This window comes from Burkholderia sp. Bp8994 (assembly GCF_003853805.1).
Classification (GTDB): domain Bacteria; phylum Pseudomonadota; class Gammaproteobacteria; order Burkholderiales; family Burkholderiaceae; genus Burkholderia.
In genome coordinates this window covers 177575-196245 of sequence record NZ_QTQH01000011.1, presented here as the reverse complement: position 1 = coordinate 196245, position 18671 = coordinate 177575, and the positions used below count along the sequence as shown (strand labels likewise).

The window sequence follows — 18671 nt, the reverse complement described above, 5'->3', positions numbered from 1 at the left end:
AAAGCCGTCTGTTTTTATGTCCAAGTTTATGTCCAAGTAGCGGTTTTGGCCCAGGCCTTCCTCTACTTGGACATACGGAGGAAGAAGATGGCACTCACCGACACCGCCCTTAAGGCACTCAAGCCCAGGGACAAGACCTACACCGTTAGCGACGATCGCGGCCTGTACCTGGAGGTATTTCCAACCGGGGGGATGGTCTGGCGCTACCGCTACCGGCTGAACGGCAAGTACGAAAAGCTCACGCTGGGCAAGTACCCGGCATTGACCCTCAAGAACGCCAGGCTCATGCGCGACGGCGCATCGCAGATGGCGGCCATTGGCGAGTCTCCTGCGCAGAAGAAACAGCGCGCCAAGGTGGCCGGCCCGGAAGACACCACCCTGAGCCAATTCGCCGAGCGTTTTTTCAAGGAGATCCAGCAGCGCGACCGCAAGAACAACACGATGCCGCGCCGCTATCTGGACAAGGACATTCTTCCGCACATCGGCATGAAGCCGGTATGTGAACTCACGGCCGAAGACGTTCGGTCGGTTATCTGGCGCAAGAAGGAGCAGGGTTTCGACGCGGCGGCGGGCCAGGTGCGCGGCCTGCTTAAACGCATGCTGGATTACGCGGTGACATGCGGGCTGATCTCGGCCAATCCAGTCATGGCACTGCCCATGCGGCATATCTACAAAGCTGCCTCGCGTGAACGTGCATTGCCCACCGAGGAAGTCAAGCAGTTCCTCCAAGCTGTACACCTGTCGAACGTCCGCCGTCAGTTCAAGATCAGCCTGCAACTCATCCTGATGACGCTGGTCCGCAAGTCGGAGCTGCTGTTGGCCAAGCAAAAGGACGTGCATCTCGAAGAGGCCGAGTGGCACATCCCCCAGGAGAACTCGAAGACGGGCAAGCCGCACATCGTCTATCTGTCAAAGCAGGCGGTAATGCTGTTCCGCGAACTCTTCGTGCTCGCAGGCACAAGCGAGTGGGCCTTGCCTGGACGTGGCACACAGACGAAGCCGTTCGCCCATAACGCGCTCAACCAGGCGCTAAACGTGTCGCTGCGGGGGCAGGATATTCCAGCGTTCACCATCCACGACCTGCGCCGGACGGCATCCACCTTGCTCCATGAAAAGGGCTGGGCATCCGACGTCGTAGAGAAGGCGCTCAATCACACCATTGGTGGCGTGCGCGGTGTCTACAACCGGGCCGAATACGCGGAACAACGCAAGGCGATGTTGCAAGCATGGTCCGATACCATCGACACGCTTGTACCTTGCGCAAACTTGGTTGTTTCACGGCCGTAGCCAAGGCCTCTTGACCTTTTCGGGTAGGGCTTCTCTCCCTTGAACCCCTTCCCTTGGTCTTTGCATCTGGCCTTTTTCCATCTGCTCCGGAGCTTGCTTCTTGGCACAGGAATGTTGACGCTGCTGTGCCGTTGGACAGCGTTATGTTTTTCGAACCTGTCCCATATACATGGGAACGGCAGATACCTAGGCTTGCTTCCGTGGGCGTCCATGTACGCCCACGGACGTCCTATATCTGCTGAGAGCCCGCTGCCAGCCGTGCCCTGGCGGCAGCAACCGTAGGTGCTCAGCCCACTTGGAGCATCTATGGCAAGCCAAGCATCCAGCATGTCCACCGACGTATCCCTTGAGCGCCAAATCTCGGTCGCGCCGCTCAACCAGATTCAGTTGGGCGACGTGACCCTCAGTATTTCAGCGTTTGACGAATGGCTTGGCGCAATCAGCCATGGCAGCGCGAACTTGAACCGCCTGCGCACCGTCGCTGGGAATTTTCCTGCAGTCCTCAACATCTTGAACCTGGCCGACCTGCTCGGCGATATCGTCACCCTTACGACCCACCCCGAGCCTCATGCCTCTGACTGGTTGAGCGTCAGCCTCAACCTGATCGGCCTGATGCCCGAGCCGGGTACCGCCGCTGCCCGTATGGTGTTGCGGCCCACCCTGTTCTTGGCGCGGCAGGAACTCCTGCAGGGCGGTAATGCGCTGGTGGGCGAGGCGGCACGGCGTACCCTGACCGCCAACCTGAACAACAGTATCGAGGGGGAACTGGATAACCTCGCGCGACAGGTGCAGTTAAGGCTACCCGGTCTGCTAGACGCGGCGGCGGCGTTTGGCGAAAGCCTGCTATTGGACCTTGCCAATGGCCTGGAGGCACTGGCCCGGGCGAAGCCTTCTGCGCCGGCTACCCTGGGGGCCAGCGCATCGGCAACGACCGAACTGCGCGATCCAGCCGCTGCGTTTTCCAACCTCTACGACGCAGCCTATCAATTCCTTCGCAGCAACGCGGCTGCCCGTCCCCCTCTCGAACAGAGTTCGCCCCTTGAGTCGCCGGCGCTGGTCAGCACCAACGCCCAGGCATTGCGCCAGTTCGCCGCATTATTGGGCAAGCAGGTGCGGCAACAAGGCAAGGCCACGCAGGCAGGCTGCGTGGGGTGGGTTGCAGCAGGATTGGTCCGCTCGCTTGATGCCCGGACAGCGGGCGCCGGGCAGAGTGCCAGCATCAAGCCAGACGCGACCAGCATCGCTGGGCGCCAGGTCCCCGGCGAGTCCCTTGATGTACGGGTCAAGGAGCGGCCCGCGGAGCAAGATCCCAGTATGTGCAAGAACGGCGCACCGTCGGGTAGCGGCAGCAGCATCAGCTTTGCCACGGGCACCGAAACCCTCTCGCACACCGACTTCGCCCTGCCGGGCCCGTTCCCCCTTACCTGGACGCGCACCTACCGCTCCAACTTGGGAGCCTACGATGCGGGTGAACAGGGCGCGCGCTGGATCACGCCGTACACCACACGCTTCGACGTGCAAGGCGACGGCCTGCGCTATCACGGCGCCGACGGCCGCAGCCATGACTACCCGTTACCCAAGGTCGGGCAGTTCCATGAGGATCGCATCGAAGACCTCCTCCTCGTGCGCGCAAGCGACCACCAGCTCGTCCTGTGCCGCGGCTACGAGCAACGCGAAACCTACCAGCGCCACGGCGAGCGTTTCCTGCTCGTGCAGATCGAGCTGCGCGGCGGCGCTGGCCTGCTGCTCGGCTACGACCACCGCGTGGGCGAGCGCGTGGTGCTCTCCGACCTCGTCACCTACCAGGACGACCCGAGCCAGCCGCATACCCACCTGGGCACCAACGTGGACGCGCATGGACGCATCATCGGCCTGTGGCTGATGGGCGAGGACGAGCCCCTGCGACGCCTGAGCCTGTATCGCTACGACGAGGCTGGCGACCTCACCTTGGCCCAGGACGAGAACGCCGAGGTCTGGACCTACCAGTACCAGCGCCACCTGATCACCCGCTACACCGACCGTACCGGCCGGGGTATGAACCTCGCCTGGCAGGGCGAAGGCCCCGATGCCCGCGCCGTGCACGAATGGGCCGACGACGGCAGCTTTGCGATGCGTCTGGCGTGGGACGAAAACATCCGCCTCACCTACGTCACTGATGCCCACGGGCAGGAAACAAGGCATTACTACGATAGGCTCGGCTACACCTACCGCATCATCCATCCGGACAAACGTTCCGAGTGGTTCCACCGCGACGACGCCAAGAACATCGTCCACCACATCCGTCCCGACGGCAGCGACGATCGCTACGCCTACGACGAGAACGGCAACCTGCTGGAGCACATCCGCGCGGACGGTACCACCGTGCACTACGCGTGGGACACGAAAGACCAGCTCATCAAGATCAGCGACGCCGAGGGCGGCCTCTGGCTGCGCGATTACGACACGCGCGGCCGGCTCACGGAGGCCATCGACCCGCTGGGCAACAAGACCGAGTACGCGTACAACCTGATGGGCTTGCCCATCGGTATCACCGACGCTAACGGCAAGACCAAGCAACTCGAGTACAACGCCAACGGCCAGCTTACCCGCTACGTCGACTGCTCCGCCAAGGCCAGCGCATGGACCTACGACGAACGCGGCCAGCTCGTGCAGTTCACCGACGCGGCGGGACAGGTCACCCGCTACCGTTACGACGCGGGCCAGCTTGCCGCTATCCGCCACCCGGACAACAGCGAAGAACACTTCGAGCGCGATGCCGGAGGGCGCCTGCTGACCCACATCGACGCGCTGGGGCGGCGCACCGAATGGGACTACACCGAGGCCGGGCTGCTCGCCAGCCGAGTGGACGCGGCCGGCCAGCGCCTGGGCTACCAGTGGGACAAGCTCGGCCAACTCACCGCGTTGCGCAACGAAAACGGCCGCGATGCCGAGTTCCACTACGACCCGGTGGGTCGCCTGCTCGCCGAAACCGGCTTCGACGGCGCGACCACCCGCTACGAGTACGAGGAAGAAACCGGCAAGCTGGCACGCGCCGTGGACGGGCAGCGCATCACGGCCTACACCTTCGACGCCATGGGCCGCCTTGCCGAGCGGCGCGCGGCGCTGCAAACCGGCGATGCCGAACCTAGCGAGCGGGACTGGCAGGTGGAACGCTTCGCGTATGACCTCAACGGCAACCTCGCGCTGGCGACCAACGCCGACAGCCGCCTGCAATGGTTCCACGACGTAGCCGGCAACCTGGTGCGCGAGCACCAGCATTACCGCAGCCTGGGCAAGCCGCTGGTGGCGGTATGGCAGCACGAATACGACGCGCTCAATCAGCGCACCGCCACTGTGCGCCCGGACGGGCACCGCGTAAGCTGGCTCACCTACGGCAGCGGCCACCTGCTGGCCCTGCAACTGGACGAGCGCGAACTGGTCAGCTACGAGCGCGACGACCTGCACCGAGAAGTCCTCCGCACCCAGGGCAACCGCCTGCTACAGACGCAGCAGTGGGACGCGCTGGGCCGTCTCAGCGAACAGGTGCTCGCTCACGAGGCCAAAGGGCCGGCCGCGCAGACTGCTGGCGGCGGCCGCTTGCTGGTGCGCCGCTACCGCTACGATGCCAGCGGCCAGCTCACCGACATCAACGACACGCGGCGCGGCCAGCTTGCCTACCGCTACGATCCGGTGGGTCGGCTGCTGGAAGCACAGAGCCGCCTCGGCCACGAACCCTTCGCGTTCGATCCGGCCAGCAACTTGATCGACCCCGAGGCCGAAAGGGAAACACAGCGCCAGCACATGCCGCGTCCGAAGGCGCTGGACAACCTGCTCAAGCAGTACGCCGGCACCCACTACCAGTACGACGCGCGGGGCAACCTGAGCAAGCGCTGGCACCAGGGCAAGGAGAGCCGCTACACCTGGGACCTGTTCGACCGCCTGACGCACTACGAAGACGAGCGACTGCAGGCGGACTACAGCTACGATGCCCTCGGCCGGCGCCTGACAAAGCACAGCAAGGCCCACTACGAGGAACGCCGCGAGGCCGGGCCGCACTGGAACCGCGGCGAGCGCGTCAAGCGCAACCGCGAACTGCAATGCGGCTTCACGCTGTACGGCTGGGATGGCGATACGCTGGCGTGGGAGAGCAAGATCGCCGACGAAGACGGCTTCGGTGCGCGCACCACGCATTACGTCTACGAGCCGGGCAGTTTCGTGCCGGTGGCGCAGGCGGTGCGACAGGATGCCATCGAACTGCCCGACCAGCCTGAGTACGGCGACTACTACCGGCAGGACGAAGACCCGCTGTGGCTATCGCCGCCGCCCGCGCCGGCCATCGACAGTCTGGCGTGGTACCAGTGCGACCATCTGGGCACGCCGCAGGAGTTGACGGACGAGCATAGCGAGATTGCGTGGAGCGCGGAGTATCGTGCTTGGGGCGCAGTCAAGGAAGTGATCCGCAAGGCCTCCGGTGGGCGCGTGGAATTGCGTAACCCGATCCGGTTCCAGGGGCAGTACCATGACCATGAGACGGGGCTGCACTACAACCGGCATCGGTACTACGATCCGCATGGTGCTCGCTATATAACTAAAGACCTGCTTGGTTTCGCTGGTGGCCTTAATCTTTATCTTTACGCGGGCGGGAATCCGCTAACTTCACTCGATCCACTGGGGCTGGATACGGTTGTTATTCATGGTCGAGGCATATTAAGCAATCCGTTTGGCCACGTTGCAATCGGATTTTCGGGGCAGGGGGTCTATAGCTATGGCACGGGTACACCACTCGGGGGGAGTGTGACTGATTATCTTGAGAAGCAAGCCAAGTATCGAGATACGACCGTATACACGATCAAAACCACGCCACAGCAAGAGGCTGAAATGTTAGAAAAGATTCAAGAGTACAGAAATACTCCTCTGCCGGATCCAACGAAAAGTCCAAGTGCGGCTGCGCGGGACACATGTGCAACGCGAACTCAGAACGCCCTTGAAGCCGGTGGAGTTAAATCCGTTTTCGTTCCATTGACAAGTCCTTTCCCAATAGATACGGGTGTCATCGCTCAAAGAAATGCCGCGACCATAATTGACATTCCAAAAGGCGGGAAAATTCCAGAAATCTTCTCGGTTTTTAACAGGCCGTGAGGTTGATGTGATTAAAAAGTATTGGGTGTTTATAGCGGCTATTCTTTGCGGATGCGATGGAGGGGCCATGAAAAATGAAGCCATCAACAAGCGTGAATACTCTGTGCTCCAGTCGATTGAATATCAATATAGAAATAAGGAAAACGAAAATCCTTATTTTGTTTTGCGTAAAGCCCTTGAGACGGATTTGACGGTAATTGGGTTTCCGATAAAAGGCAAAACCAAGGGATATGCGGTAATGCTGGCAAATGCGAAAGGAATGCCTGAAGTAAAAATACTTCCTGATTCAGATTTTGTTGTTACTGAAAAATCATTGGCCGCAGTAAAGGCAGAAACGGATATATCTAGCGCACTTGACAGCGAGCTAGCCTCCAGAGTGACTCACTGATTGCGTTTCTATATCTTCGCATATCGGGCTATTCAGATGATTCCATGCTTGGTGCCACATCTATGGCGGACTATTCCCGCTAACGCGATGACACCATGACGACGACTATTGACGAACTACGGTTTCGTATAAACGCTTTGCGAGCAAAATCTAGGCGAAAAGAGGTCGCAGAGATTGCGTTCGCACTAGAGTACCTGTCTTTAACGGTTTCCCCCCTGCCCGGGAATATATTTTCACTGTATCTGGAGGTATTTTCGGATCCTCTGATTTTCTCCAGAAAAGGTATAGAGGGGTTCATTTCTGGAATTTACAACGACTTTGAGAAGCTCTCCATTGATCAAAAAGGCATCCTGTTGGAAGCCTTGGTTAATAACTCAAAAGGTTATGATGATGAGAAGTTGCGCTTCTCTGTTGGGGATATGATCGCTCGAAAGTACTCTGTCCAAGTTGCACTGGACGCTTTCCGCCGAATGTGGGCCTCGGGTGAGAAAAACTCCCGATTCATTGCTCAATTCGGCGCAGATGTTCTATCCCTTTCTCTGCCCAAAGATGGGGAAGATCGTAATGAACTGCGCAAGTTCGAACGCGAGATCGATTTGAAAGAGAAATGATCATCGCCCTAAGTACACCGCCGTAATCTGCGTCCTCCCGTGCCCCAGCTCGCGGCTGATCGCCTGCCGCGCCTGCGCATCCAAGGCGCGCTGCGCCGGCGTCAGCGACCGCGCCGAAGGACCGCCAGCGGCCGGCGCTTTCCAGCTCGTCAACGCTTCGTAACGATTCTGCGCGTAACGATGCCGCAGACCGTGCATGTTGCTCAGGCCCGCCGCTTTGCACTGCCCGTCGTAGGTGTGGCGCTGCCCGATATAGCTTTTATGCGCCGGGATCAGCGAGCCTGCGCCGGCCAGTTGGTGCGTCAGGTCGAGTACGCGCCGCTGCTCGGCCGTCGTGATCGGCACGGTCCGTTCGCGCCCGCCCTTGGTCCAACTGCCCTTGAGCGCGATGTGGTCGCCCCGGTCGGCATAGCCGGGCTGGAACTTGATGGACTCTTCGCGCCGCAGCCCGAAAGCCTGCTGCAATTGCAGGCTCATCCGCACATGCGCATCGCGCACGCTGTCGAGTGCATCCCCCAACGCCTTTGACTTATCGGCATTGGTCACATGCTGCCGCTCAGGGATGCCGAGGCGGGCGTTGTCGGCGGGAAGGATGCCGGCCTTGCCTACCTTCTCGGCCCACCAGCGCAGATGCGACATGCGGTTTTTCACGGTGCCGGCCGACAAGCCTTCGGCCTGCCAGCGCTCGACCAGCGCCTGCACATGCTTGCCCTTGAGCGAGTTCGGCGACATCCGCCGAAAACCCGCCTCGCCCAACTGGCGAGCTACCAGCGTCAGCCCGCGCAGCCGGTCGGCCTGGGTGGTGTGGCTGCCATCCTTGTTGCGCCGGCAAAGCTGCCGCAGCCCGTAGGTCAAATCATCCATGGCGCACCTCCTGGGTGTTGCGTCTTGTCTTGCTTTCTGAGATCGAATCGGTAAGTGAAATTGCCGGCTCGCTAGGCGAGGCTCCCGAAGGACGAGGGCATGGTGCTCAGAACACCGGTTTTGCCTCGAAATGAGGCGTCTGCCGTACTCCCTGGAGGGAGATGGGGCAGAGGGTCAGCGAAAGACCAAACAAGCCAGTGGCGGGGATGAAAACCTCCTTTGAGTGAGTGGGATGGGTAGAGCCGGTCGCGAGCGTTGCGCTCAAAACGTGGCCGCAGGAATAGCGCGCCGTGGGCGCAGGATTGACGAGAACAGCCGGAGAAAAATGGCTCTGCCCCGTGGGTAGGAGCGGCATGCGGGGGAGCCTGGGCATGCCTGGGGATGGTTCCGCCCTGGTCAGGGAGACGCTTGCAGGAACCTGCGTCTTTGGGGTTGCCGATGAACAAAGCCCATCGGTCTTGGCGTACTGCAGGGCCAGTGTAGGAGGGCCTCGTCACGCATGCCGCAAACAATAGGAACGCGCGCAAACCCATATTTCGCGCGGGTTCCGTGGGGCCGTCACTGCGGTGTGCAGTGACGGCCCCATCGCGTTGCTAGGGTGCCGTGCAAGAAACCAAAGGCGCTGCGGCAGCACCGCGCATAGGGGCTGCTGGGCCAGTCGTGTGCGTGCCTGCTGACGCCGCCCCTACGGGGCTTGTCGGCTACCCGCCCTGGGCGCGCAATGGGTTCCCCATTGCACACCCAGCACGGGCAGCGTGATTTGTGCAGCGGCTTGCCTGGGAGGTGCTGGACGTCGCGCAGTGGGGGGCAATGGCGGGCGCACAGGCCGCAGCGGAACGCAGCCGCAGGCGAGCACCGAACGGGCGAGCACCCGGCGCAGCGCACCATTGATGCCCACGCAGCGACCCAAGCCTCACGGCGGGGTGCAGGGAGGCTTTACCCCCTGCACCCTTGCCCTTCGGCAAGAACGGAGTTCCAAGAGGCGGCACCTCTTGGTCAAGGCCGCAGGCCGCGAAACTGGGCCAGCGGCTTACGCGGAGTTTGGCCGCATGTGGACACCCTGCAGGAACCGCTCGGCCACAAGGTCACCGGCCCGTTCCGGGAGCCCCAAGAGCCTGCGAGCCCGGGCAAGCTGTGCCTGCGCCACCTCGGGCGCCGCAGGCTTATGCGCAGGTGTCGGCGGTGCAGGCGGCGCAGCCGGGGTTACCTTGTGGACAGGCGCATTAGCGGGGTCCGTGCTGGCGGGTTTCCTCGCCGCCCACAAGCGGAATTCCCCTGCCAACACACGCCGCACCAGGCCGAACAGATAGGCCACGGCATTGCGCACAGCCCCCTGCCGAACGCGCGCCTCCAACTCGTCCAGCACATCTTGCTGGTGCTCACCTGGCAGACGCCGCAAGGCCATCTCCACATCGCGGTGCTGGTCCGGTGCCATCTTGTCCAGGCATGGTGGCAACCGCAGAGCGAACGCCGATTTTGGTGGGTCGCTTTCTTGCGCGCTCGCGCGGAACGTACGTACTTCTTTTAAAGAATACTTATACGTACGTACTGGCGAATCAGCTTTCGATGTGGTCGAACCCGCGTTGTCGTGGGCGACTGGCAAAGGTGCTTTCCCCTTTGGCGGCGGAGACGGAGGCGGGTTGCTGGGGTTGTCATCGTCCGCCAGCCCGGCCCGTGCGCGGGCCAAGGCAATCTGCTGGCGAAGAGTCGCGGGCAAGTCCCGGTCCGCTGCCAGTTCATTCAAGACGCCGATCGCCACCGAGCGCACGACGTGGTTGGGATGCGCGACCGAGCGTTCCAGCAACTCGATGTACTCGGGGTCCGAGGCACACACCTCCGGGCAGGATTGCGGAGTGTCATGCACGGCGTAGAGCGTGTTCTGCACCTGGCCGGTGAGTGGGTCACGGCGATGCCCCGCCAGATGCACCCAACGCGTCATGCGCAGCACGCAGACAGTGCGCGAGGCTGTCTCGTACGCTGCCCTCTGATTGCCTGCCTTGCAGGCCAGGAACGGGCGCATCTGTTCGTAGTTGGGCAGCGCGCTGGTGCCGTCTTCACCCACGCGGGCGCGGAAGACCATCCAGGCATTGCGCTCCAGCGGCGTCAGCCGCTCATCGAGCAGCAAGCCCAGAGGGACGCTGACATTGCCGGGCGAGCGGGGGTTGGTCGAGGCGCGCGAATCATTGGACGAGGGGTTGGTTTGGTCGAACATGTTCGGTCTCCATACGGTCCTGGCGAGGTAGCCAGATGGGCCATATGTCAGCCGAAGCCTGCCTTCGTGTCGTCGAACAATCCGGCATGCGCCAGTTCCTATTTACGGGCGAACAAGGGCGTGAAAAAAGTGGGCTTCGAGGCTAGAATCAAGCACGTCTGGCTTCCATGAGAGACAGGGCCTGTCTCTTGGCCGGCGTTGACCGACGATTGGCAGCGGAAGATATCCACAGAACCCGCTTCCGCGTGGCATCTAGTGTCTCCACTGTTATCCACAATCGGCCAAGAAGCGCTAGAACATGAACGTATGTCCAAGTTTATGTCCAAGCACCTAAAGTGAAATCCAAAAAACGCTTTAGATTCAAATGGGTAGACAGCTTTCTCTTGCTTCTGTATTGGCAAGTAGGCGGGCATTTCAACGGAACACCGGCGCTTCGAATTCCCGTCCCCAGCGATCCGGATCAATGGACTGATCCGGACTGCGTCGTCGCGACAGCCGGGGTGCAATGCATCAATCCCAATGCCGATGATGATGGTGGTAATACCCGCCATCACCGTAATACCCATACCCGCCACCATCCGGCACCACGATGCAGCCGCTCAACAGCACGGCGACACCGGCAATCAGCAAAAGGGTTTTCTTCATCACGCTCACCTGCTCGGATTCGACATGAACCCAGCATAGCGAGCGCCTTCAACACCGGCTGTAAGCGATCGTTTCCCTGTGCGGCAATCCGTAACGGCGGATTATTCCGGTCACAATGACCGTAACAAATCCCCAATCCGCAGACGTTTTCACGCCGCCACGACGCGGTTTCTCCCCGCATCCTTCGCACGATACAGCGCGGCATCGGCGGCTTCGATCAACGCATCGGGCGTCGACAGGTCGTCGGCCGACACGGTCGCGCAGCCGACGCTGACGCTCACGCGCCCGGCCGGCGACCCGGGCATCGCGAGATCGATCCGCAGCACCGCTTCGCGCGCTTCCTCGGCAACGACCCGTGCCCCGCGCGCACCGGTGTTCGGCAGCACGATGGCAAACTCCTCGCCGCCGTAGCGCGCGACGATATCGGCCGGCCGCCGCACCGCGCCGGCCAGCGCATTCGCGACCGCGATCAGGCACGCATCGCCCTTCACGTGACCGAACGCGTCGTTGTACGCCTTGAAGTGATCGACGTCGACCATCAGCAGCGACAGCGGCTCGCCTTGCCGCCGCGCCTGCAGGAACAACGTGTGGAAGTGATCGTTGAAGTGGCTGCGATTGAACGCGCCGGTCAGCCCGTCGCGCGCGGACGAACGAACCAGCGTCGCGTGCGCCTCGAACAGCTGCTGATACAGCTTCGTCACTTCCCAGGCGAGCACGCACACCAGCACGCCCGGCGTGAACATGCTGAACACGCGTGCGAGATACCAGCCGACCGTGAAGCGGCTCGTGGTCAGCAGGTTCAGCGTCGTATCGGTGAGGCAGGCGAGCACCGCGATCGCGAGCCACAGGTCGAGCGTCGTGCGCAGTCGGCCGGAAGCCAGCACGGCGACGAGCGCGAGCGCATTGAGCAGCCACACGACCAGCGCGATCCCGTCGACGGGCAGCGCGGCTGCATCGCCCGGCGGATGGAACGCGGGCGGCAGGGCGACGTTCAGCGCGAGCACGCACAGCAGCGCGGCCGCGACGGCCGGGCCGCCGACCAGCGCGAAGGTCCACAGGCGCGTCTGCGCCGCGCCGACCGGCGCATGCGTGAGCCGCTCGCGCGCGAGCAGCGCGGCCATCACGAAGCACGGAAAGCCGGCGTGCCAGAAGACCCACATCCACGCGGCGCTTTGCGGACGCGCGCCGAGCAGGCCTTGCGGCGCGAACACGCCGGGGAAGGTGAGCAGCTGCAGCGCGACGGCGAGTGCGGTGAACGCATAGGCGCCGCCGAGCGCACCGAGCACGGGCTGGCGCGTGACGGTGAACTGCGCGCCGAGGAAGAAGGCGGCGATGCTCGCGGTGGTGAACACGGTCAGCGCGCACATCGGCATGAACGGCTCGACGGCCGGCAGCGTGACGTTTGCGTGCGGCACGGCGATCGCCAGCGCGAGCATGATGACGAGTGCCGTGAGCGCGCCGAACCAAAGCTGACGACGCGTCGTATGCTGGATCAGGATGCCTTCCATGGATTCCCCCGGGCACTCGTGCGGTCACGCCCGGTCTTGGCGCCGGGCAGCATGCATCCGGCCGCAGCGCAACCGGTGCGGCCCGATCCTATCGCGTTATTGGCGTGCGCTCAAATACCGAGGCCGGGGCCGAAGTTGCCTGCGACCCAGCGCGTGACGGCATCGACGTCCGCGTAGTCCTGTTCGGGCAGGCCGTCGAGCATCGACAGCACTTCGTTACTGGCGCCGGCGTCGCGTGCGGCGTCGACGATCGCATCCTTGTTGGCCGGGTAACGGACGGCCGCCAGCACGTCGGCAATCTGCAGGTCGATCGCTTCGCCGGGGATATCGTGCGGAGGGAGAGCGGGTTTGTCGTTCACGGCGGCGGCTCGCTGGTTGGACGGGATTCGGTTCGACGCGGTTCGTGGCGGAAAGCGGTTGCACCGTTTGCACCGTGTGCAGCGCCCCGCCCGCGCGGGTGCGCTGCGGGGATGGCGATCGGCTCAGTGTCCGCGCCGCACCCGGCGCCACGGATGTTTCCAGTCGATATGCGGTGCATTTTCGTCGCGCGGATGCTGGCGCCGATGTTCCTGCCACAGTTCGTCGGAGAACAGCGCAGCCACGATCATGAGTGGCAGCACGAGGAAGATGCCGAGTATGACTTGCTCGATCACGATAGCCTCCTTGCGGTGGCAGGAACCCTTGTGTCCATTCTAGGCTCTGACCTTCGCCCGCGGTCAACTTCTTACAGCGCGGAACGCGCCCCGTTCGCGGCGCCGCCGCACGGGTGTTTCATGCGCGCGCGGGCATCAAAAAGGACACGAACATGCAACTCCAGAACGACAAGCACACGCTTGCACTACGGCCGCTGGAGCGCCAGGACCTGCGCTTCGTTCACGAGCTGAACAACGACGCGAAGATCATGCGCTACTGGTTCGAGGAGCCGTACGAAACCTTCTCCGAGCTGTCGCAACTGTATGACCGTCACGTGCACGACCAGCGCGAGCGCCGCTTCGTCGCGGTCGATCCGCAGGACGAGCTGGTCGGCCTCGTCGAGCTGATTGAGCTCGACTACATTCACCGTCGCGGCGAATTCCAGATCATCATCGCGCCCCAATGCCAGGGGCGCGGCTATGCGGGGCAGGCGACGCGCCTCGCGATCGAATATGCGTTCAAGGTGCTGAACATGCGCAAGCTGTACCTGATCGTCGACACGTCGAATGCGGCGGCCATCCACGTGTACGAGAAATGCGGATTCCAGCACGAGGCGGAATTGAAGGAAGAATTTTTCGGAAACGGCGCGTATCACAACGCTTATCGCATGTGCATTTTCCAGCGCGATTATTTCGAGCGTCCGCAAGCGATCTAAATAAGGTGGGGTAAAAATACTGGCGAACGCCCGCTGCGGCTCCGCTGCAGCGGGCGCCAAGCCTGCCCGGAAAAATACGGGTAAATACGAGTGCGCTTATACCTGGCATTTTTCTTGTATCAGGTAAATCCGGTGCCGCACTGCGGTAAATTCAGATCATTTCGGATGACTTTATGTGCAACGCATCAAAACGGTCCCGCTATTGAAATGAATTATCCAAACCGTTCAGCCGATGGACTGTAGTTTCTCCGAAAGGCTTGCCGGATGAGGCTTTGCTTCCGGCGGCGCGGGCGAATCCGCCGGACGGCAGACGCCGCAGCAAGTGAAAAACCGGGCGCGCGCAGGGTGCGACAATTCGCCGCTATTGCGATCGCACAACAAATGTGCTTGATATCGCTTGCCGGTCTTCTAAAGTGAAAAACGCGGGTTCACGATCACCTTTAAACACATAGCTAACCGAGCCTGGTGCCCGCAAGCCTGGAGACAGAACATGATGAAGCGTACCGGTGTCCTTTTTGCCCTCGTCGGCGCATTTTCCGTGGTGTCGATCGCCCAGGCGGGCGGCGATGCGGCTGTCCAGCCGAAGCAGGAAATCCAGCTGACGAAGAATGCGTGGGGCTGTCTGTCGAAAGACAATCTGGACTCCGTACTGAGTCACGAACGTGACGGCAAGTCGCAGGCGAAGCAGCAGTACTTCGACGACTACCGTTGCCTGTCGGTGCCGGAAGGCCAGCGCTTCCGCGTGGTGTCGGTCGATCAGGGCGACGTCCAGTTCGTCAGCGCCGACAACAGCGACCAGCAGGGCCTCTGGACCGATTCGCGCTTCGTCAAGCAGTAACCCGCACGCGCACCTCTCGCCCCCGCGCGCCTGCCGCAACCGCCGGCGGCGCGACCCGAACGCGGCCCGGCCGATGCCGGGCCGTCGTGCTGTGGCGCGCCCGTCACGCGCCGGGCGGCGCGCATTCGGTATCATCACGGCCCGACCGAACCGAATGCCCGCCCGGGCCGTATCCGCATGGCGCTGAAATCCACGATCTACAAAGCCGAGCTGCAAATCGCCGACATGGATCGGCACTACTACGCCGATCACGCGCTGACGGTCGCCCGTCACCCGTCCGAAACCGACGACCGGATGATGGTGCGCATCGTCGCGTTCGCGCTGTTCGCGCACGAGCGTCTCGAATTCTGCAAGGGGCTGTCGGACGTCGACGAGCCCGATCTGTGGCAGAAGGACCTGACGGGGGCGATCGACGTATGGATCGAGGCCGGCCAGCCCGACGAACGGCGCATCTCGAAGGCGGCCGGCCGCGCCGGGCAGGTCACGGTGATCGCGTACGGCGGCAAGACCTCGGATATCTGGTGGCAGGGCGTGCGCAGCAAGGTGGAGCGGCTGCGCAACGTGCAGGTGCTGTCGCTGGCCGATGGCGTCGCGGCCGCGCTCGGGCGTCTCGCCGAGCGCACGATGCGCCTGCAGTGCACGGTGCAGGACGGCGCCGCCTGGATCTCGAGCGCCGACCACGATCCGGTGGCGGTCGAATGGACGGTGCTGAAGCCGTTCGCCGACGCTTGACCGCCGGCGCGCCGCTCAGCCGAACGCGGCGGGCGGCCCCTTGAATTCCAGCATGTTCCCTTCGGGATCGAACAGATAGATCGACGGCCCGTAGCCGCCGGCGCCGTAGCGATCGGCGGGGGCGCCGGGGCGCGCGCCATGCGCGGCGAAATGCTCGATCAGCGCGTCGGCGTCGAACGGCTCGACGCGCAGGCACAGATGGTCGAGGTTGCGGCCGGTGCCGGGCGGGCCGCTGTCGGGACGATCGATCGGGCCGCCGACCGCCAGCAGGTCGATCAGCGCGTCGCCGGCGCGCAACTGCACGAGGCCCAGGTCGGGCTGTTCCTTCTCCACGTGGCAGCCGACGGCATCGCAGTAAAAGCGCGTCATCGCAGCCATGTCGGTCACGCGCAGCACGACGTGATCGATCGCGCGGATGGTCGGTTTCATGAGCGGGGCACTCCTTCGGATGGCGTGCACCGAGTGTAGACCGCGCCGGCTAAGGATGCCGCAATGCTGCACGATCGACGGACGAAAAAAAGCCCGTTCACGCAGAGCGGAACGGGCTTAATCCATATCAGGAGGAGACATGGAGGAGACAGTTCCAACTATACACACGGCGATGGTGCGTTGCAATATTCCGAGTGTAAAAAATGGTCAGGACGGCGATTGGTCGCAGCCGCACTGCAGCAAAAGGGTGACGCGCCGATGACGAAAGCGGTGCCGGAGCAGCGCTTTGCGCGGTGTTTCGTCCGATTGATCGATTGCGATGTGCCCCCGGTTTCGCCGGTGCGAATCACAGAGCAAGATTCAGGGCGCGACGGCCCATGCCGATGTCTAGAGTAGGCACCATCTACACTAGAGAGTGCGAGGTTCAGATGAAAACCGCCTATCCGACCGACGATGCCCGCTGGGGCGCCGTGACCGCCCGCGACCCGCATGCGGACGGCGCGTTCTTCTACGCCGTGCGCACGACCGGTGTGTTCTGCCGCCCGAGCTGCGCGTCGCGGCTGCCGCGGCGCGAGCATGTGTCCTTCTTTGCCAGTCCGGCCGACGCGCGCGCGGCCGGTTTTCGTCCGTGCAAGCGCTGCCAGCCGGAAGGGCTGCCGCGCGAGCTCGAGATCGTCAATCGTGCCTGCGCGGTGCTCGACGCGCATGCGGAGCGGCTCACGCTGCAGCAACTGAGCGACGCCGTGCACGTAAGCCCGTTCCACCTGCAGCGGCTGTTCAAGCGCGTGGTCGGCGTGTCGCCGCGGCAGTACCAGGCCGCGCAGCGCGGCGCCGCCTTGCGCGAGGCGCTGCAAAGCGGGCAGCCGGTCACGCAGGCGGCCGTCGACGCGGGTTTCAACTCGCCGTCGCGGCTCTACGCATCGGTGCCGCGCGAACTGGGGATGGCGCCGTCCGCGTTCCGTCGCCAGGGCGCCGGCCTGCGGATCGACTACGCGACCGCGTCGACGCCGCTCGGCACGGTGCTCGTCGCCGCGACCGAACAGGGCATCTGCCGGATCGCGTTCGGCGACGAGCCTGCATCGCTCGTCGGCGAACTGACGGATGCGTTCGCGCGTGCCGAGCTGGTCGAATCGCCTTCGCGGCTCGCGCCGTTCGTCGCGCAGATCCGCGCCTACCTCGACGGCACGCGGCACGCGTTCGACCTGCCGCTCGACATCGCGCCGACCGCGTTCCAGCAGCGCGTCTGGGAAGCGTTGACGCACATCCCGTACGGCGAAACGCGCAGCTACTCGGAGATCGCCGAGGCACTGGGCGCGCCGCGTGCGGTGCGGGCCGTCGCATCGGCCTGCGCGTCGAACCCGGTCGCGCTCGCGATCCCGTGCCACCGTGTCGTGCAGAAGGGCGGCGCGCTCGCCGGATATCGCTGGGGCGTGCGCCGCAAGGCGACGCTGCTCGCGTCCGAGGCGCGCCATGCGCACGACGATGAAACCGAAGCCGTTGCGGAGGGCAACGCAGTTTGAGCATCGAAAAAAACACGATTACGTCGATCGCGGATGGCGGCCAGGTGCCGCCGTCCGCGCAGATGGAACTGCGCTTCAAGGCGCCGTACGACTGGGCGCGCGTGCTGCGCTTCTTCAGCGGACGGGCGATTCCGGGCGTCGAACAGGTCGTCGACGGCGTGTATCGCCGCATCGTCGACCTGCACGGCGACGCGGGCCGGCTCACCGTCACGAAGCATCCGCGCAGGCATTGCCTGATCGCGACGGTCGACGGGGCGGCCGCGCGGCATGTCGACGATGCATTCGCGCGCCGCGTCGCGTCGATGTTCGACCTCGGCGCCGATCCGGCCGCGATCGGGAGCGGGCTTGCACGCGATCCGTGGTTCGCGCCACTCGTCGATGCAGCCCCGGGGCTGCGCGTGCCGGGCGCATGGTCGGGATTCGAGCTCGCGGTGCGCGCGATCGTCGGCCAGCAGGTGAGCGTGAAGGCGGCGACGACGATCGTCGGCCGGCTCGTCCAGCGGGCCGGCGAGCGCGTCGCGCACGACGACGGCATGGCGGCGTCGGACGGCGTGCCCGCCTGGCGTTTCCCGACGCCGGACGCGCTCGCAGCCTGCGATCTGGAGAAGATCGGAATGCCCGGCAAGCGGGCCGCGGCGCTGACGGGCGTGGCGCGCGCGGTGGCGGCCGGCCACGCGCCGCTCGATCCCGCCCAGGCCGATCTCGCGACGCTGCGGAGCGCCTGGCTCGACCTGCCCGGCATCGGCCCGTGGACCGTCGAATACATCGCGATGCGTGCGTGGCGCGACCCGGACGCATGGCCGGCGTCCGATCTCGTGCTGATGCAGTCGATCACCGCGCGCGATCCGTCGCTCGACCGGCTCACGAGCCAGAAGCGCCGCACCGAAGGCTGGCGGCCGTGGCGCGCGTATGCGGCGCTGCATCTGTGGAACGACGTGGCCGACCGGGCCGGCGGCGCGCGCGGCGGATGACGGTCGCCGCGGCCGGCCGGCGGGTGCGCGGGGCAGGGCCGCGCTGCGACCCGCAAACGGCGCCGGGCCGGCAGCGATCGGTCGGTGGTGCTCACGGTTGCGACGCTTGACGGCGATCACCCCGTTCCGGCGGCCGTCATCCCCCGGCGTGCGGACGGCTCGAGCGTGACGGCGACGCATCGCGGGTTCGGCTGCGCGGG

17 protein-coding genes are annotated in these 18671 nt (G+C 63.8%); 10 read left to right on the top strand and 7 right to left on the bottom strand.

Features of this window, described 5'->3' with window-relative positions; translation table 11 throughout:
• The first annotated feature begins 87 nt into the window (after positions 1-87).
• The 5 genes from DIE04_RS14595 (at position 88) to DIE04_RS14575 (ending at position 7404) form a co-directional block, all read left to right on the top strand.
• Positions 88-1287: a site-specific integrase gene (locus tag DIE04_RS14595; protein WP_124520588.1), complete on the top strand. Its 1200-nt coding sequence runs from the start codon at positions 88-90 to the stop codon at positions 1285-1287.
• A 327-nt stretch (positions 1288-1614) separates the two neighbouring features.
• Positions 1615-6405 carry an RHS repeat-associated core domain-containing protein gene (locus tag DIE04_RS14590; protein WP_185500355.1) on the top strand — a complete coding sequence of 1597 codons (4791 nt, stop codon included), beginning with the start codon at positions 1615-1617 and terminating at the stop codon, positions 6403-6405.
• 67 nt (positions 6406-6472) lie between these two features.
• On the top strand, positions 6473-6793 hold the full coding sequence (locus tag DIE04_RS14585) for a hypothetical protein (RefSeq protein WP_185500354.1): 321 nt from the start codon (positions 6473-6475) through the stop codon (positions 6791-6793).
• A 36-nt stretch (positions 6794-6829) separates the two neighbouring features.
• On the top strand, positions 6830-6892 hold the full coding sequence (locus DIE04_RS30380; RefSeq protein ID WP_409333450.1) for a hypothetical protein: 63 nt from the start codon (positions 6830-6832) through the stop codon (positions 6890-6892).
• Positions 6889-7404, top strand: a complete 516-nt coding sequence (locus DIE04_RS14575) for a hypothetical protein (RefSeq protein WP_124520585.1) — start codon at positions 6889-6891, stop codon at positions 7402-7404. The genes DIE04_RS30380 and DIE04_RS14575 overlap by 4 nt, the downstream gene beginning before the upstream one ends.
• Here the strand turns inward: DIE04_RS14575 and DIE04_RS14570 are convergent, their stop codons facing one another.
• From DIE04_RS14570 to DIE04_RS29755, 6 genes are all read right to left on the bottom strand, one after another.
• Positions 7405-8268 carry a phage integrase N-terminal domain-containing protein gene (locus tag DIE04_RS14570; protein WP_124520584.1) on the bottom strand — a complete coding sequence of 288 codons (864 nt, stop codon included), beginning with the start codon at positions 8266-8268 and terminating at the stop codon, positions 7405-7407.
• 1030 nt (positions 8269-9298) lie between these two features.
• Positions 9299-10480, bottom strand: a complete 1182-nt coding sequence (locus tag DIE04_RS14565; RefSeq protein ID WP_124520583.1) for an STY4528 family pathogenicity island replication protein — start codon at positions 10478-10480, stop codon at positions 9299-9301.
• Between the two features lie 510 nt (positions 10481-10990).
• Positions 10991-11125, bottom strand: a complete 135-nt coding sequence (locus DIE04_RS30135) for a hypothetical protein (RefSeq protein ID WP_257773917.1) — start codon at positions 11123-11125, stop codon at positions 10991-10993.
• A gap of 149 nt (positions 11126-11274) precedes the next feature.
• Entirely contained in the window at positions 11275-12633 is a 1359-nt protein-coding gene (locus DIE04_RS14560; RefSeq protein ID WP_124520582.1) for a sensor domain-containing diguanylate cyclase, read from the bottom strand.
• A 110-nt stretch (positions 12634-12743) separates the two neighbouring features.
• Positions 12744-12992, bottom strand: a complete 249-nt coding sequence (locus tag DIE04_RS14555; RefSeq protein ID WP_006756942.1) for a DUF2795 domain-containing protein — start codon at positions 12990-12992, stop codon at positions 12744-12746.
• Positions 12993-13115: 123 nt separating this feature from the next.
• Complete coding sequence (locus DIE04_RS29755) at positions 13116-13286, bottom strand: hypothetical protein (protein ID WP_044848668.1); 171 nt, start codon at positions 13284-13286, stop codon at positions 13116-13118.
• A gap of 152 nt (positions 13287-13438) precedes the next feature.
• Here DIE04_RS29755 and speG point away from each other — a divergent pair, with 152 nt between their 5' ends.
• The 3 genes from speG to DIE04_RS14540 all read left to right on the top strand — a co-directional run bounded on the left by speG (position 13439) and on the right by DIE04_RS14540 (position 15551).
• Entirely contained in the window at positions 13439-13981 is a 543-nt protein-coding gene (speG, locus tag DIE04_RS14550) for a spermidine N1-acetyltransferase (protein WP_124520581.1), read from the top strand.
• A gap of 490 nt (positions 13982-14471) precedes the next feature.
• A complete protein-coding gene (gene sap1 / locus DIE04_RS14545) occupies positions 14472-14819 on the top strand; it encodes a surface attachment protein Sap1 (RefSeq protein ID WP_044848669.1) in 348 nt (115 codons plus the stop codon).
• Positions 14820-14996: 177 nt separating this feature from the next.
• Complete coding sequence (locus DIE04_RS14540; protein WP_124486733.1) at positions 14997-15551, top strand: YaeQ family protein; 555 nt, start codon at positions 14997-14999, stop codon at positions 15549-15551.
• 15 nt (positions 15552-15566) lie between these two features.
• Here the strand turns inward: DIE04_RS14540 and DIE04_RS14535 are convergent, their stop codons facing one another.
• Entirely contained in the window at positions 15567-15980 is a 414-nt protein-coding gene (locus DIE04_RS14535; RefSeq protein WP_124520580.1) for a VOC family protein, read from the bottom strand.
• Positions 15981-16408: 428 nt separating this feature from the next.
• Between DIE04_RS14535 and ada the strand changes: the two genes are divergently transcribed.
• Complete coding sequence (gene ada, locus DIE04_RS14525; RefSeq protein WP_044847321.1) at positions 16409-17500, top strand: bifunctional DNA-binding transcriptional regulator/O6-methylguanine-DNA methyltransferase Ada; 1092 nt, start codon at positions 16409-16411, stop codon at positions 17498-17500.
• Positions 17497-18471: a DNA-3-methyladenine glycosylase gene (locus DIE04_RS14520; protein WP_124520579.1), complete on the top strand. Its 975-nt coding sequence runs from the start codon at positions 17497-17499 to the stop codon at positions 18469-18471. Before ada ends, DIE04_RS14520 begins: the two co-directional genes overlap by 4 nt.
• Positions 18472-18671 lie beyond the last annotated feature (200 nt).

Coding starts and splice junctions, on each gene's coding strand:
- DIE04_RS14595 (WP_124520588.1), top strand. CDS start 88: ATGGCACTCACCGACACCGCCCTTAAGGCACTCAAGCCCAGGGACAAG.
- DIE04_RS14590 (WP_185500355.1), top strand. CDS start 1,615: ATGTCCACCGACGTATCCCTTGAGCGCCAAATCTCGGTCGCGCCGCTC.
- DIE04_RS14585 (WP_185500354.1), top strand. CDS start 6,473: ATGAAAAATGAAGCCATCAACAAGCGTGAATACTCTGTGCTCCAGTCG.
- DIE04_RS14575 (WP_124520585.1), top strand. CDS start 6,889: ATGACGACGACTATTGACGAACTACGGTTTCGTATAAACGCTTTGCGA.
- DIE04_RS14570 (WP_124520584.1), bottom strand. CDS start 8,268: ATGGATGATTTGACCTACGGGCTGCGGCAGCTTTGCCGGCGCAACAAG.
- DIE04_RS14565 (WP_124520583.1), bottom strand. CDS start 10,480: ATGTTCGACCAAACCAACCCCTCGTCCAATGATTCGCGCGCCTCGACC.
- DIE04_RS30135 (WP_257773917.1), bottom strand. CDS start 11,125: ATGAAGAAAACCCTTTTGCTGATTGCCGGTGTCGCCGTGCTGTTGAGC.
- DIE04_RS14560 (WP_124520582.1), bottom strand. CDS start 12,633: ATGGAAGGCATCCTGATCCAGCATACGACGCGTCGTCAGCTTTGGTTC.
- speG (WP_124520581.1), top strand. CDS start 13,439: ATGCAACTCCAGAACGACAAGCACACGCTTGCACTACGGCCGCTGGAG.
- sap1 (WP_044848669.1), top strand. CDS start 14,472: ATGATGAAGCGTACCGGTGTCCTTTTTGCCCTCGTCGGCGCATTTTCC.
- DIE04_RS14540 (WP_124486733.1), top strand. CDS start 14,997: ATGGCGCTGAAATCCACGATCTACAAAGCCGAGCTGCAAATCGCCGAC.
- DIE04_RS14535 (WP_124520580.1), bottom strand. CDS start 15,980: ATGAAACCGACCATCCGCGCGATCGATCACGTCGTGCTGCGCGTGACC.
- ada (WP_044847321.1), top strand. CDS start 16,409: ATGAAAACCGCCTATCCGACCGACGATGCCCGCTGGGGCGCCGTGACC.